We start from the raw sequence: 13,987 nt of genomic DNA on the forward strand, positions 1-13,987 counted from the left end.
GTCATGTCCTCAAGCCGCATCGCGCTTGGCGCCGTTGCGGTAGGCCTCGACCGCAGCGATCAAGGCTTGCAGAATCGCGGCGCTTTCGCCGATCACCGACAGGTCGGCACGCTTGATCATGTCGCAGCCCGGGTCGAGGTTGATCGCCACCACCTTGTCGCAGGCGCCAATGCCTTGCAGGTGCTGGATCGCCCCGGAAATCCCCACGGCCACATACACCCGCGCCGTCACCCAGGTACCGCTGGCGCCGACCTGGCGATCACGGGCCATGAATCCATCGTCCACCGCCACCCGCGAGGCGCCTTCGGTGGCCCCCAATGCCGCGGCGGTCTGGTGGAACAGCGCCCAGTCCTTCACGCCGTTGCCGCCGGAGAAAATAAACTCGGCCTCGGCCATGGGAATCGCCGCCGGGTCCACCGCCACCGCGCCGAGATCCTCGATACGCGGCAGGCTGCGCGCCAGGCTTGTGGATAACTCCACGGGCAGCACTTCATGGCGTGTGTCGCTGACCGGATCGGCGCATTCGGCGGCGGCCAGAATCAGGCGTGGCAGCGGCCGCGCCAAGTCTTCCCGGCCCGCACCGGCGCGGCCGATGCACTCATCGCCCTTGATCTGCCAGACGCGAGTGGCCGGGCGTTCCTTGAGGCTGGCGGCAAAGCGCCGACCCAACTCGCCGCCACCACTGCGGCTGTCGGGCAGCAACCAGTGGCGCGGGTTGAACTGGTTATCCACAGCCCGCAAACCCTGCACGCGTTGCTCCGGTGAATAACCGTCGAATTCGTGGCCGTCGAGCACCAGCAGGCGATCGACACCGGCCGTGGCAAACGCGCTTTCCTTGTGTTCGCCAAACACCACCACCAGCACCGCGCCGTCGTTGCCGGCGAGTTGCCGCGCCAGGCCGAGCAGGTCGCGGTCGTGGCTGCTCAAGCGGCCACCGACCATGTCCGGCACTACGTTGATGTAGAACGCAGGCGCAGGCACCTGATGCAGCGGCAACTGCACTTCAATCGCCGCCGTACGCTTGGCCGCACCGCCCTGCTGGGCACCGCTGCGGTCGATGCGCTTGATGCCGTTGGGGCCGATAAAACCGACACCATGCACGTTCTTGCGGATGACGCCGTTAGGCCCCATCCAACTGTGTTGCAGCGGCTGCATCGCCGCATGCAGCGGGTGCAGGCGGTTGCGGGCGATCCATTCGGCCCGTGGGTCGCGGCGGATAATGTCGCTCATCAGTGCACCTCCGCAGGTTCACGCTTGTTGGGAGCTTTGGCCGGTGCGACGTCTTCCAGCAATGCATCGGCCACCAGCTCGGCGATGTCCTTGATCAACGGGCGCGGTTCAACCACACCTTCGAGCATCGCCGTGCATTGCGGGCAACCGACCGCTACCAGTTCGGCGCCGGTCTCGCGGATGTCTTCCATGCGCATATCGGGGATACGTTGCTTGCCGGGGATGTCGGTAATCGGCGCGCCGCCACCGCCGCCGCAGCAGCGTGAGCGGAAACCCGAACGTTGCATCTCCTTGACCTCGATGCCCAGCGCCCGCAGCACTTGGCGCGGCGCCTCGTATTCGCCGTTGTAGCGGCCCAGGTAGCACGGGTCGTGGTAGGTCACGCTGTTGCCTTTGTGTTGGCCCAGGTTCAGCGCGCCTTCGCCGATCAGCTCGGCCATGAAGGTGCTGTGGTGCTGCACAAGATAGTTGCCGTTGAAGGCGCCGTATTCGTTTTTCAGCACATGGAAGCTGTGGGGATCGCAGGTGACGATGCGCTTGAAGCTGTACTTGGCCAGCGTCTGGATATTGCGCGAGGCCAGCAGCTGGAACGTTGCTTCATCGCCCAGGCGCCGTGCGACGTCACCGCTGTCGCGCTCTTCCAGGCCCAGTACGGCGAAGTCGACCTTGGCCGCCTTGAGCACTTTGACGAACGCCCGCAGGGTGCGCTGGTTGCGCATGTCGAAGGCACCGTCGCCGACCCAGAACACCACGTCGGCACTGCCTTTTTCGCTGAGCAACGGCAGGTTCAAGTCCGCCGCCCAGTTCAGGCGACCGCCCGGCGCAAAGCCGCCGGGGTTGTCAGTGGCGATCAGGTTTTCCAGGACTTCGGCGCCCTTGTTCGGGGTCGCGCCTTTTTCCAGGGTGAGGTAGCGGCGCATGTCGACGATGGCGTCGACGTGCTCGATCATCATCGGGCACTCTTCCACGCAGGCGCGGCAGGTGGTGCACGACCACAGGGTCTCGGCGTCCACCAGGCCGTTGACGATCGGCTGGTGCGGGTTGCCGCTGTGCTCGCCAATCGGTTTACCTGGATAAGGGCTGCCGGCGAACTTGGCATCGGTGCCGCCGGCCAGGCCGACCACCATGTCCTGGATCAGCTTTTTCGGGTTCAGCGGCTGGCCGGCGGCGAAGGCCGGGCACGCCGCTTCGCACTTGCCGCACTGCACGCAGGCGTCGAAACCGAGCAGTTGGTTCCAGGTGAAATCCTTGGGTTTTTCCACGCCCAGGGGGGCGCTCTTGTCGCTCAGGTCCAGGGGTTTCAAACCAGTGGAACGACCACCGCCAAAGCGTTCGGCGCGACGGTGCCAGGCCAGGTGCAGGGCACCGGCGAAGGCGTGTTTCATCGGGCCGCCCCAGGTCATGCCGAAGAACATCTCGGACACGCCCCACAGCACACCCACACTCAGCAGCGCGGCCAGCAGCCAGCCACCGAAGTCGGCGGGCAGGATCCCCGCCACCGGCAGCGTCACCAGGAAGAAACTCACCGAGAACGCCATCAGGCTTTTCGGCAGGCGCATCCACGGGCCCTTGGACAGGCGCGACGGTGGATTGCGCCGCCGCAGGTAAACGAAGGTGGCGCCGACAAACATCAACACTGACGCCAGCAGCAAGGCGTAGCCGAGGATACGGTTATGCAGGCCGAAGCCGTGCACCAGGATTGCCAGCAGCGCCGACAGCACAAAGCCCAGGGCCGTGGCGACGTGGGTGTTGGCGATGTATTTGTCGCGGGCGACCACGTGGTGCAGGTCGACCATGTAGCGCTTGGGCATGGCCAGCAGGCCGCCCAGCAGGTCGACCTTGGAGGCTCGGCCGCGGCGCCACATGTTCACACGGCGCAGGGCGCCGAGGACGGCAAGGCCCAGGGCGGTAAATAAGAGAATAGGCAGCAAGGTGTTCAACATGGTGAAGCTCCCACAGACCGCACAGGTCTACTGTGAAACTGGCCCGAATGTGGGAGGGGGCTTGCTCCCGATGGCGGACTGTCAGTTGGTACAGTTGTCGCTGAACCACCGCTATCGGGGGCAAGCCCCCTCCCACATTTGACCGTGTTCACCTCATCAAAAGTCTTTGCACAGGCGCAGGGCGTCATAGATGGCAGCGTGGGTATTGCGCTGCGCCACACAGTCACCGATACGGAACAGCAAGTACCCCTCGCCCGCCTCGCTCAAGCATGGCTGCGGCTTGATCGCGAACAGCGCTTCGACGTCGATCTGGCCCTTGTTGCGCGAACCTTCCTTGAGCCCGTAGTAAATGGCTTCGTCCGGACGCACGCCGTTTTCCACCACCACCTGGTCCACTACCCGCTCCTCTTTGGCGCCGGTGTATTCGTTCTCCAGCACCGCCACCAGCTTGTCGCCCTCGCGGTAGACCTTTTCCAGCATCATGTCGCCGGTCATGATCACTTCCTTGGGGTACATGCTGCGGTAGTAGGTCGGGAACGACGTACCGCCGATGGCTACGCCCGGCTTGATGTCATCGGTGACGATTTCCACCTGGCAGCCTTTGTCGGCCAGGAAGTCCGCCACCGACATGCCGGTGAATTCGCAAATGGTGTCGTACACCAATACATTCTTGCCCGGTGCGACCTTGCCGTCGAGCACGTCCCAGCTGCTCACCACCAGGCCTTCGGCGGCACCCCAGTGTTCGTTCTGTTCGATAAACGGATGCCCGCCGACCGCCAGCACCACCACGTCCGGACGCAGGTCCAGGATGGTCTCGGCATCGGCGGCCACGCCCAGGCGCAGGTCGACTTTCAAACGCGCCAGCTCCAGCTGGAACCAGCGGGTGATACCGGCGATCTGGTCGCGTTGCGGCGCCTTGGAGGCGGTGGTGATTTGCCCGCCGATAAATTCTTTCTTCTCGAACAGGGTCACGTCGTGGCCACGTTCGGCGGCCACCCGCGCGGCTTCCATCCCGGCAGGGCCGGCACCGACCACCACCACCTTGCGTTTCGGCCCGGTGGACTTCTCGATGATATGCGGCACGCCCATGTACTCACGGGACGTCGCGGCGTTCTGGATGCACAGCACATCCAGGCCCTGGTACTGGCGGTCGATGCAATAGTTGGCGCCGACGCACTGTTTGATCTGGTCGATCTGGCCCATCTTGATCTTGGCGATCAGGTGCGGGTCGGCGATGTGCGCACGGGTCATGCCGACCATGTCCACATAGCCGCCTTCGAGGATGCGCGTGGCCTGGTTCGGGTCCTTGATGTTCTGTGCGTGCAGCACCGGAACCTTGACCACTTCCTTGATACCGGCCGCCAGGTGCAGGAACGGCTCCGGCGGATAGCTCATGTTGGGGATCACGTTGGCCAGGGTGTTGTGGGTGTCGCAACCCGAGCCCACCACGCCGATGAAATCGAGCATGCCGGTGTCGTCGTAATACTTGGCGATCTGCTTCATGTCCTCGTGGGACAGGCCGTCCGGATGGAACTCGTCACCGCACAGGCGCATGCCCACGCAGAAGTCGTCACCGACTTCGGCACGCACGGCCTTCAACACTTCGAGGCCGAACTTCATGCGGCCTTCGAAGGTGCCGCCCCACTCGTCGGTACGCTTGTTGACCCGTGGGCTCCAGAACTGGTCGATCATGTGCTGGTGCACGGCGGACAGTTCCACACCGTCCAGGCCACCGGCCTTGGCACGCCGCGCGGCCTGGGCGTAGTTGCCGATCACGCGCCAGATTTCTTCCGGCTCGATGGTCTTGCAGGTGGCACGGTGCACCGGCTCGCGCACGCCGGACGGCGACATCAGGGTCGGCCAGTTAAAGCCATCCCAACGGGAGCGACGACCCATGTGGGTAATCTGGATCATGATCTTGGCGCCATGCTTATGCATGGCATCCGCCAGGTTCTGGAAGTGCGGGATGATGCGGTCGGTGGACAAGTTCACCGAGCTCCACCATTCCTGGGGGCTGTCGATGGCGACCACCGAGGAACCGCCGCAGATCGCCAGGCCGATACCGCCCTTGGCTTTCTCTTCGTAGTACTTCACATAGCGGTCGGTGGTCATGCCGCCGTCGGTGGCATACACCTCGGCGTGGGCGGTACTGAGCACGCGGTTGCGGATGGTCAGTTTGCCGATCTGGATCGGCTGGAACATTGCTTCGAAAGCCATGGCACGGTCCTCGGCTTACAACGGCTTGACGGTGAACAAGCCGTCATCGTGGCCCTCTTCGGAGCCTCCGTAGACTTGTTCGGCCACGGTGCGGATCTGGCTGCCACGGGCTTGCAGAATCTGGTCCATGGCGCCGGCAAACCAGCCGGTGAACATGTAGTCGACCTTGCGCCCGACCTTGCCGTACACATAGACGAAGGCCGAGTGTTCGAGCTTGACGCTGGCGGTGCCTTTATCCAGGTCGATGTCCTGGATCTTGAACAGGCCCCAGCCGCGTTGCGACAGGCGCTTCATGTAGTGCTCGAACACCGCGACGCCTTCCAGGCCATGGCATTCGGCTTCTTTTTCACACCAGTGCCAGGCGGATTTGTAGCCGGCCTTGTAGAGGATCTCGGCGTAGGCCTCGGCGCCCAGCACCTCTTCGATACCCATGTGGTTGTTGACGAAGAAATGACGCGGCACGTACAGCATCGGCAGGGCGTCGGACGTCCAGACACCGGTTTCGCTGTCGACTTCAATAGGCAATTGCGGGGCGATCTTGGCCATGGAAACTTAACTCCAGAAAAATTCGTTGTGGTGTAGCCCGTGGGTGCTTGGCTTATTCGCCCCAAACGTCCTTCAAGACGTTGACCCAGTTCTCGCCCATGATCTTGCGCACCACACGCTCGGGGTGGCCGCGCTTGAGCAGGGTCTCTGTCAGGTTGGGGAACTCGCCGACGGTGCGGATGCCCAGCGGGTTGATGATCTTGCCGAAGCTGGTCAGGCGGCGGGCGTAGCCCTTGTCATGGGTCAGCATTTCAAAGAAATCCTGGCCATGGCCCTGGGTGAAGTCGGTGCCGATGCCGATGGCGTCCTCGCCGACGATATTCATGGTGTATTCGATGGCTTCGGCGTAGTCGTCGATGGTCGAATCGATGCCCTTGGCCAGGAACGGCGCGAACATGGTCACGCCGACAAAACCGCCGTGGTCGGCGATGAACTTCAGCTCTTCATCGGACTTGTTGCGCGGGTGTTCTTTAAGGCCGGACGGCAGGCAGTGGGAGTAGCACACCGGTTTTTTCGATTCGAGGATGACTTCTTCGCTGGTCTTGGAGCCGACGTGGGACAGGTCGCACATGATGCCGACGCGGTTCATCTCGGCGACGATCTCGCGCCCGAAGCCCGACAGGCCGCCGTCGCGCTCGTAGCAACCGGTGCCGACCAGGTTCTGGGTGTTGTAGCACATCTGCACCACACCGACGCCGAGCTGCTTGAAGATCTCCACATACCCGAGCTGGTCTTCAAATGCATGGGCGTTCTGGAAGCCGAAGATGATGCCGGTCTTGCCCTGTTCCTTGGCCTTGCGGATGTCGGCGGTGGTTTTCACTGGGATCACCAGGTCGCTGTTCTCGCGGATCAGGGTCTGGCTGGCGACGATGTTGTTGATCGTGGCCTGGAACCCTTCCCACACCGACACGGTGCAGTTCGCGGCGGTGAGGCCACCTTTGCGCATGTCCTCGAACAGGTCGCGGTTCCACTTGGCAATGATCAGCCCGTCGATAACGATGCTGTCGGCGTGCAATTCGGCTGGGCTCATCAGGCGTCCCCTTATTTTGGCGATTCATGCGCCGAATCGTCTGCCGGCGCTTTGGGGCCAGCATATGCCCAGGGGCCGACCGAGCCGGGTGCAAAAACGACAGGGGAATTGCCGAAAGCGTCAATCCACGACAAAGGCTGTTATGAGTGGTCTGACTGGCGGCTGTTATTTGTCTTACGCTTGAGCCAGAATTCCCGCATCACCTGATATGAGACGGCGCAATGAAATCGATTTTCCTGGCTTTGGCACTCATCGCAACCGGCGTCCACGCGGCCGAAGACACCGACAGCACGCCGTGCGATGGCATCGAAAACGACAAGCAAACCCTGGAATGCGCCACCTATAACAAAACCACTGCCGAGCAATTGCTCAAGGATAATTATCAAGGCCTGCTGGAACGCATGCATTCCACCTATGGCAGCGACAAGACCAAGCTCGCCGACATTACCGCTCGTCTGAAGGATGCCCAGCAGAAATGGGAAAAACTGCGTGACGCCGACTGCGCGGTGGACACCTTCCCGGCAGTGACCGGCACCAAAGCCTATGCGATTGCGCAAAATGACTGCCTGGCGCGGATGAGTGATGAGCGGTCGGAGTTTTTGGAGTCGATTGGGCAGGAATAAGCGACAATCCGGCCACTTTCTCTTTGAACCAAGGCCCTTCATGACTATCTGTGGCATCGAAATCAAAGGCAGCGAAGCCATCATCGCTGTCGCCTCCCTGGACAACCAGGCGCTGAGCCACGTCGCCCTGGCTACCAAGAAAATCGCCCTTGAAGACGATGATGAAGCGGCCAACGTCAAAGCCTTTGCCGCCCAGGTGAAGGCCTTCGTGCAGGCCAACGCCGTCACTCGCATCGCGATCAAGAAGCGCAGCAAAAAAGGCGAATTCGCCGGTGGCCCGACCACGTTCAAGATTGAAGGGGTGTTTCAATTGCTGGAGGGGGTTGAGGTGACGTTGCTGTCGCCGCAGACCATCAATGCGCAGAACAAGAAGCACAACTTTGAACTGCCGGCGACGTTGAACAAATATCAGCATGAGGCCTTCAAGGCGGCGTGTTCGGCACTGCTGAAGAAGTAAGCTACACCACAATCCTATGTGGGAGGGGGCTTGCCCCCGATAGCGGTGAGTCAGCCAAAGCTGTATCAACTGACAGTCCGTCATCGGGAGCAAGCCCCCACATTAGATGTGGGGTGTTTTCAGTGGGGTGTATGGCGCTTGTGCCGCAGCCAATCCCCGAACGACTTGTCTTCCAGGGCATAACCACCGCGGCCCGACTTCCACACCAACTCCTTGTCGCGCAAGGCATCGATGCAGGCCTGGACGGTCTGGGTACCCGGCACCACGTCACTGCCCATGGCTTCCAGCGCCTTGCTGACAGCCGTGAGGGTGCTGTCGGTGAAGGGCGCGAAGGGTTCGTTGTTCTGGGAGCGCTCCACCATCACCTCCAGCACGGCGCGCTGCGGGATGGTCAGGGCGTTCCAGGCGCTTTCGAACTCGGTCCATACACCCGCGCGCAGCAGTTCGGCGCGACTGTGCAGCAATTGGCCCAGATTGCTCGCCTCGCCCAGTTCCAACGCGACTTCACCGATGATCGTGCGCAACATCTCGGGACGCCGGCCTACCAGCTCAAACGCCTCATCAATATCAGCCGCGTTGAACTGGTTGGTCTCGGCCAGGTGCGCGTTGAGGTGCACAGTGTAGGCTTGGGTGAACTCTTTACCCAGCAGCGGAAACGGCGTGATGCTGGAACCGAAGAACGGCTGGCTTTTACCCAATACCAAATGGGCGAGTTTGTCGCGATTGGAACCGGTAAACACCAGGCGCAAGCCGCTGCCCTCTTCGTCACGGCCCTGGTTGAGCTGATCCCGGGCAGCCTTCAACGCGAACATCGCATTGATACCCGACTCGGTGGTCAAGGCGTGCTGCGCTTCGTCAATCACCAGCACAACGGGTTTTTCTGCAGCACTGTGGAGCAATTCCAGGGCTTGGGTCAGCGTCGCACCGACAGGCAATTGTGGCTGGGTAAAGTCCCAGGAGAGCGTCCGCAGAAAGCTCAGTTTCTCGATGCCAATATTCTTGGCCAGTTTGCGGATGCCCTTTTCATAGGGAACCAGGGCAGCCGCAATAGCACTGGCAATCAACTCCGCAGGATCTTTCTCCTTGTCAGCCCAGAGATCCACATACACCGCCAGCCAACCCCGGAGCTGACATTCCGGAATCAGGTCTTCGCGCAGGAAAGTGCTTTTGCCGGTGCGACGGGGCGCCGCGAGGAACAGGCCAGAGGTGAAATCCTGAATACCGGCGCCCACCAGGCCATCGGCAATACTGCTTGCCAGGGCGGGGCGACGGAACACGAAGCCGCTGTGCTTGGACATGGATTTATACTCAATTATGAAAATAACTATAAATTATAGTGATGAGTATAATTCACTATAATTGTTCGTCAAACCACCTCCCGTCGCCGATCCTCCCTCGGACACTTGGCAAACCTCGCCCGATAACTCCGGGTGAAATACGACGGCGACTCGAACCCGCAGGCAATGCTCACCTCCAGCACGCTCATATCGCTCTGGCGCAGCAGCTGCCGGGCTTTTTCCAGGCGCAGGCCAAGGTAGAAGTTGCTCGGGGTATCGTTCAAATGCAGGCGAAACAGACGCTCCAACTGGCGCCGGGTAACTTTGATCGCGTCGGCCAACGCCAAGGTGCTCAGGGGCGGTTCGGTGTGCTGCTCCATCTCGCCGATCACTTGCACCAGCTTCTTGTTGTTGATGCCGTAGCGCGTGGCGATCTGCATGCGCTGGTGGTCCTTGCGCGGGCGGATGCGGCCGAGTACGAACTGTTCGGAGACCTGGATCGCCAGGTCGGCGCCGTGGGCCTGGGCGATCAGGTCGAGCATCAGGTCGATGGAGGCGGTACCGCCGGCGCAGGTGATGCGGCGGCGGTCGATTTCGAACAGTTCCTGGGTCACGCTCAGGTGCGGGTACGACTCCTTGAAGGCATCGATGGCTTCCCAGTGCAGGGTCAGGCGATGACCGTCGAGCAGGCCGGCTTCGGCGAGCACGCAGGCGCCGGTGTCGATGGCGCCGAGGGTCACGCCGTCATGGTCCAGACGGCGCAGCCAGTGCTCCAGCGCCGGCGTGGCGAACTGCAGCGGTTCGAAGCCGGCCACCACCAACAGCGTCGCACCCTTTTTCAGCGGTTCCAGCGCGGCGTCGGCGTTGACCGACATGCCATTGCTCGCCAGCACCGCGCCGCCATCGGCGCTCAGCACATGCCAGCGGTACAACTCGCCACGAAAGCGGTTGGCCACGCGTAAAGGTTCCAGTGCAGAAATAAAACCGATGGCCGAGAACCCCGGCATCAGCAGAAAGTAGAAATCCTGGGACATGGTGGCGCTCTCGTAGGACGGGCAGCGTGGCACTGTGATACTCCCGTTCTCGGGTGGATTCAAGGGGGCAGGTCGCTGCAGTGCAAGAGCTGGTCGCCGCCGTGCGTTTTGTCGCCTCCAAAGCTACGTAACTTGGCCTCACGGCGCACAAAGACGCCGGCCCCCACAATAACGACCTGCCGAGGGATCCACCATGAACCGACTGATTCGCCGCTGCGTGCTTGCACTCAGCGCCAGCGCGATCTTGAGCACGAACGTATGGGCTGCCGACGCGGCATCCTGCCAGAACGTGCGCATGGGCGTGGTGAACTGGACCGACGTCATCGCCACCAGCGCCATGACCCAAGTGCTGCTCGACGGCCTCGGCTACAAGACCAAACAAACCAGCGCCTCCCAGCAAATCATCTTCGCCGGTATCCGTGACCAGCGCCTGGACCTGTTCCTCGGCTACTGGAACCCGCTGATGACCCAGACCATCACGCCGTTCGTCGACGCCAAGCAAATCAAAGTCCTCGACAAACCCAGCCTGGAAGACGCCCGCGCGACCCTCGCGGTGCCGACTTACCTGGCGGACAAAGGCCTGAAGACCTTTGCCGACATCGCCAAATTCGAGAAGGAGCTGGGCGGCAAGATCTACGGCATCGAGCCGGGCTCGGGGGCCAACACCCAGATCAAGGCAATGATCGCCAAGAACCAGTTCGGCCTGGGCAAGTTCCAACTGGTGGAATCCAGCGAGGCCGGCATGCTCGCCGCCGTGGACCGTGCGGTACGCCGCAAGGAAGCCGTGGTGTTCTTCGGCTGGGCGCCGCACCCGATGAACGTCAATATCGCGATGACCTACCTCACCGGCAGCGACGACGCCCTGGGCCCGAACGAAGGCATGGCCAGCGTGTGGACGGTCACCGCGCCGACCTACGCCGAACAGTGCCCCAACGTGCACAAGCTGTTGACCAACCTGACCTTCACCGCCGCCGACGAGAGCCGGATGATGCAGCCGTTGCTGGATCACAAGGACGCCCTCGAGTCCGCCCGGCAGTGGCTCAAGGATCACCCCCAGGACCAGGCGCGCTGGCTCGAAGGCGTGACCACCTTCGACGGCAAACCGGCGGCGGCCAACCTGCAATTGACCAGCAAATAACCTTCTTCGAATCACCGTTTCGCGGTCACTACCGACCGCGAACGGCATCACCACGCCTGTAAGGAACCTGCCTCATGAACCACGACGTCATCATCACCTGCGCACTCACCGGTGCTGGCGACACGACCGCCAGAAGCCCACACGTGCCGGTCACCCCCAAGCAAATCGCCGCCGCTGCGGTGGAAGCCGCCAAGGCGGGCGCCACCGTGGTGCACTGCCATGTGCGCGACCCCGAGACCGGCAAGTTCAGCCGCGACGTCGCCCTGTACCGCGAGGTGATGGAGCGCATCCGCGAGGCCGACATCGACATCATCGTCAACCTCACCGCCGGCATGGGCGGCGATCTCGAGATCGGCGGCGGCGAGCACCCGATGGAATTCGGTCCCAATACCGACCTGGTCGGCCCGCTGACCCGCCTGGCCCATGTGGAAGAGCTGCTGCCGGAAATCTGCACCCTGGACTGCGGCACCCTGAACTTCGGTGACGGCGACACGATTTACGTCTCCACCCCGGCGCAGTTGCGTGCGGGCGCCAAGCGCATCCAGGAACTGGGCGTGAAGGCCGAGCTGGAGATCTTCGACACCGGCCACCTGTGGTTCGCCAAGCAGATGATCAAGGAAGGCCTGCTCGACAACCCGCTGTTCCAACTGTGCCTGGGCATCCCATGGGGCGCGCCGGCCGACACCACCACCATGAAGGCCATGGTCGACAACCTGCCGGCCGATGCGGTGTGGGCCGGGTTCGGGATCGGCCGCATGCAAATGCCCATGGCCGCGCAAGCGGTGCTGCTGGGCGGCAACGTGCGGGTCGGCCTGGAGGACAACCTGTGGCTGGACAAGGGCGTACTCGCCACCAACGGTCAACTGGTGGAACGCGCCGGCGAAATCCTCAGTCGCCTGGGCGCGCGGGTCATGACCCCGGCGGAGGGTCGCATCAAGATGGGCCTGACCAAACGCGGCTAACCGAATCAAAAAATGTGGGAGGAGCTTGCCCCCTCCCACAGGGAACCACCGAACGCTTTAGGAATTTGCCATGCGCTTTATCACTGAGATCAAAACCTTCGCCGCCCTGGGCAGCGGTGTCATCGGCAGCGGCTGGGTGTCCCGCGCGCTGGCCCACGGCCTGGATGTGGTGGCCTGGGACCCGGCGCCGGGTGCCGAAGCGGCGCTGCGCAAGCGCGTCTCCAATGCCTGGGGCGCCCTGGAAAAACAGGGCCTGGCACCCGGCGCATCCCAAGACCGCCTGCGCTTTGTGGCCACCATCGAAGAATGCGTGAAAGACGCCGACTTCATCCAGGAAAGCGCCCCGGAACGCCTGGAACTGAAGCTGGAATTGCACAGCAGGATCAGCGCCGCGGCCAAGCCCGACGCATTGATCGGTTCAAGTACCTCGGGGCTGTTGCCGAGTGAGTTCTACGAGGGCTCGACCCATCCGGAACGCTGTGTGGTCGGCCATCCGTTCAACCCGGTCTATCTGCTGCCGCTGGTGGAAGTGGTCGGCGGCAAGCACACCGCGCCGGAAGCGATCCAGGCCGCGATCAAGGTGTATGAATCCCTCGGCATGCGCCCGCTGCATGTGCGCAAGGAGGTCCCCGGGTTTATCGCCGACCGCTTGCTCGAAGCCCTGTGGCGCGAGGCGTTGCACCTGGTCAATGACGGCGTGGCCACCACTGGCGAGATCGACGATGCCATCCGCTTTGGCGCCGGCCTGCGCTGGTCGTTCATGGGCACCTTCCTCACCTACACCCTGGCGGGTGGCGATGCGGGCATGCGCCACTTCATGGCGCAGTTCGGCCCGGCGTTGCAATTGCCGTGGACCTACCTGCCGGCTCCGGAGTTGACCGATAAGTTGATCGACGATGTGGTCGATGGCACCAGCGACCAGCTGGGCAAACACAGCATTTCGGCGCTGGAACGCTATCGTGATGATTGCCTGCTGGCGGTGCTGGAAGCGGTGAAAACCACCAAAGCCAAGCACGGCATGACCTTCGCCGAATAACGGAACCCTCACCATGCCTGCACTGACCACCTACACCACCCCAGTCCTTGCCGACTGGGTGGACTACAACGGCCACCTGCGCGACGCGTTCTACCTGCTGATCTTCAGCTACGCCACCGACGCGCTGATGGACACCCTCGGCCTGGACAGCGAAAACCGCGAAGCCAGCGGCCATTCGCTGTTCACCCTGGAACTGCACCTGAACTACCTGCACGAAGTGAAACTCGGTGCCGAAGTGGAGGTGCACACGCAACTGATCGCCCACGATGCCAAGCGCCTGCACCTTTATCACAGCCTGCATTTAGTGGGCGATGAGAAAGAACTGGCCGGCAACGAACAGATGCTGCTGCACGTCGACCTGGCCGGTCCGCATTCGGCCCCGTTTGCCGAGGCGACATTGGAGAAACTCATTGCGATCAGCGCTGAGCAAGCCGACCTGCCAAGGCCCGCCCTCCTCGGCCGAGTGATTGGACTGCCCCCGAAAAAATAAGGAA

13 protein-coding genes are annotated in these 13,987 nt (G+C 62.4%); 6 read left to right on the plus strand and 7 right to left on the minus strand.

Annotation, left to right across the window (positions count from 1 at the left end; genetic code table 11):
• Positions 1-9: 9 nt before the first annotated feature.
• The 5 genes from J1N02_RS10970 to J1N02_RS10990 form a co-directional block, all read right to left on the minus strand.
• Complete coding sequence (locus J1N02_RS10970; RefSeq protein WP_092355610.1) at positions 10-1,230, minus strand: electron transfer flavoprotein subunit alpha/FixB family protein; 1,221 nt, start codon at positions 1,228-1,230, stop codon at positions 10-12.
• Positions 1,230-3,173 carry a dimethylglycine demethylation protein DgcB gene (gene dgcB / locus J1N02_RS10975; RefSeq protein WP_027606000.1) on the minus strand — a complete coding sequence of 648 codons (1,944 nt, stop codon included), beginning with the start codon at positions 3,171-3,173 and terminating at the stop codon, positions 1,230-1,232. The genes J1N02_RS10970 and dgcB overlap by 1 nt, the downstream gene beginning before the upstream one ends.
• A gap of 156 nt (positions 3,174-3,329) precedes the next feature.
• Positions 3,330-5,390 (minus strand): dimethylglycine demethylation protein DgcA, encoded by a 2,061-nt coding sequence (gene dgcA, locus J1N02_RS10980; protein ID WP_098480801.1) that lies wholly within the window; start codon positions 5,388-5,390, stop codon positions 3,330-3,332.
• Between the two features lie 15 nt (positions 5,391-5,405).
• A complete protein-coding gene (locus tag J1N02_RS10985; protein ID WP_027606002.1) occupies positions 5,406-5,936 on the minus strand; it encodes a DUF5943 domain-containing protein in 531 nt (176 codons plus the stop codon).
• Between the two features lie 52 nt (positions 5,937-5,988).
• The gene (locus tag J1N02_RS10990; protein WP_010207105.1) at positions 5,989-6,966 is read right to left on the minus strand and encodes a dipeptidase; all 978 of its coding nucleotides are present in this window, start codon (positions 6,964-6,966) and stop codon (positions 5,989-5,991) included.
• 221 nt (positions 6,967-7,187) lie between these two features.
• Between J1N02_RS10990 and J1N02_RS10995 the strand changes: the two genes are divergently transcribed.
• Both J1N02_RS10995 and J1N02_RS11000 read left to right on the plus strand, forming a co-directional pair.
• Entirely contained in the window at positions 7,188-7,589 is a 402-nt protein-coding gene (locus J1N02_RS10995) for a lysozyme inhibitor LprI family protein (protein ID WP_027606004.1), read from the plus strand.
• Between the two features lie 40 nt (positions 7,590-7,629).
• Positions 7,630-8,046 carry a DUF3010 family protein gene (locus tag J1N02_RS11000; RefSeq protein WP_421147352.1) on the plus strand — a complete coding sequence of 139 codons (417 nt, stop codon included), beginning with the start codon at positions 7,630-7,632 and terminating at the stop codon, positions 8,044-8,046.
• 119 nt (positions 8,047-8,165) lie between these two features.
• On the opposite strand, the gene J1N02_RS11005 is transcribed toward J1N02_RS11000, so the two are convergent.
• On the minus strand, positions 8,166-9,344 hold the full coding sequence (locus J1N02_RS11005) for an AAA family ATPase (RefSeq protein WP_027606006.1): 1,179 nt from the start codon (positions 9,342-9,344) through the stop codon (positions 8,166-8,168).
• 68 nt (positions 9,345-9,412) lie between these two features.
• Complete coding sequence (locus J1N02_RS11010; protein ID WP_027606007.1) at positions 9,413-10,357, minus strand: GlxA family transcriptional regulator; 945 nt, start codon at positions 10,355-10,357, stop codon at positions 9,413-9,415.
• Positions 10,358-10,550: 193 nt separating this feature from the next.
• On the opposite strand from J1N02_RS11010, the gene J1N02_RS11015 reads away from it, so the two are divergent.
• From J1N02_RS11015 to J1N02_RS11030, 4 genes are all read left to right on the plus strand, one after another.
• Positions 10,551-11,495 carry a choline ABC transporter substrate-binding protein gene (locus tag J1N02_RS11015; RefSeq protein ID WP_027606008.1) on the plus strand — a complete coding sequence of 315 codons (945 nt, stop codon included), beginning with the start codon at positions 10,551-10,553 and terminating at the stop codon, positions 11,493-11,495.
• Between the two features lie 74 nt (positions 11,496-11,569).
• Positions 11,570-12,457 (plus strand): 3-keto-5-aminohexanoate cleavage protein, encoded by an 888-nt coding sequence (locus J1N02_RS11020; RefSeq protein ID WP_027606009.1) that lies wholly within the window; start codon positions 11,570-11,572, stop codon positions 12,455-12,457.
• A gap of 70 nt (positions 12,458-12,527) precedes the next feature.
• Positions 12,528-13,493, plus strand: coding sequence for an L-carnitine dehydrogenase (locus tag J1N02_RS11025; protein WP_027606010.1), 966 nt, complete (start codon positions 12,528-12,530; stop codon positions 13,491-13,493).
• A 13-nt stretch (positions 13,494-13,506) separates the two neighbouring features.
• Complete coding sequence (locus J1N02_RS11030) at positions 13,507-13,983, plus strand: thioesterase family protein (protein ID WP_027606011.1); 477 nt, start codon at positions 13,507-13,509, stop codon at positions 13,981-13,983.
• Positions 13,984-13,987 lie beyond the last annotated feature (4 nt).

This window comes from Pseudomonas sp. NFX5, assembly GCF_049132125.1.
Taxonomy (GTDB): domain Bacteria; phylum Pseudomonadota; class Gammaproteobacteria; order Pseudomonadales; family Pseudomonadaceae; genus Aquipseudomonas; species Aquipseudomonas marginalis.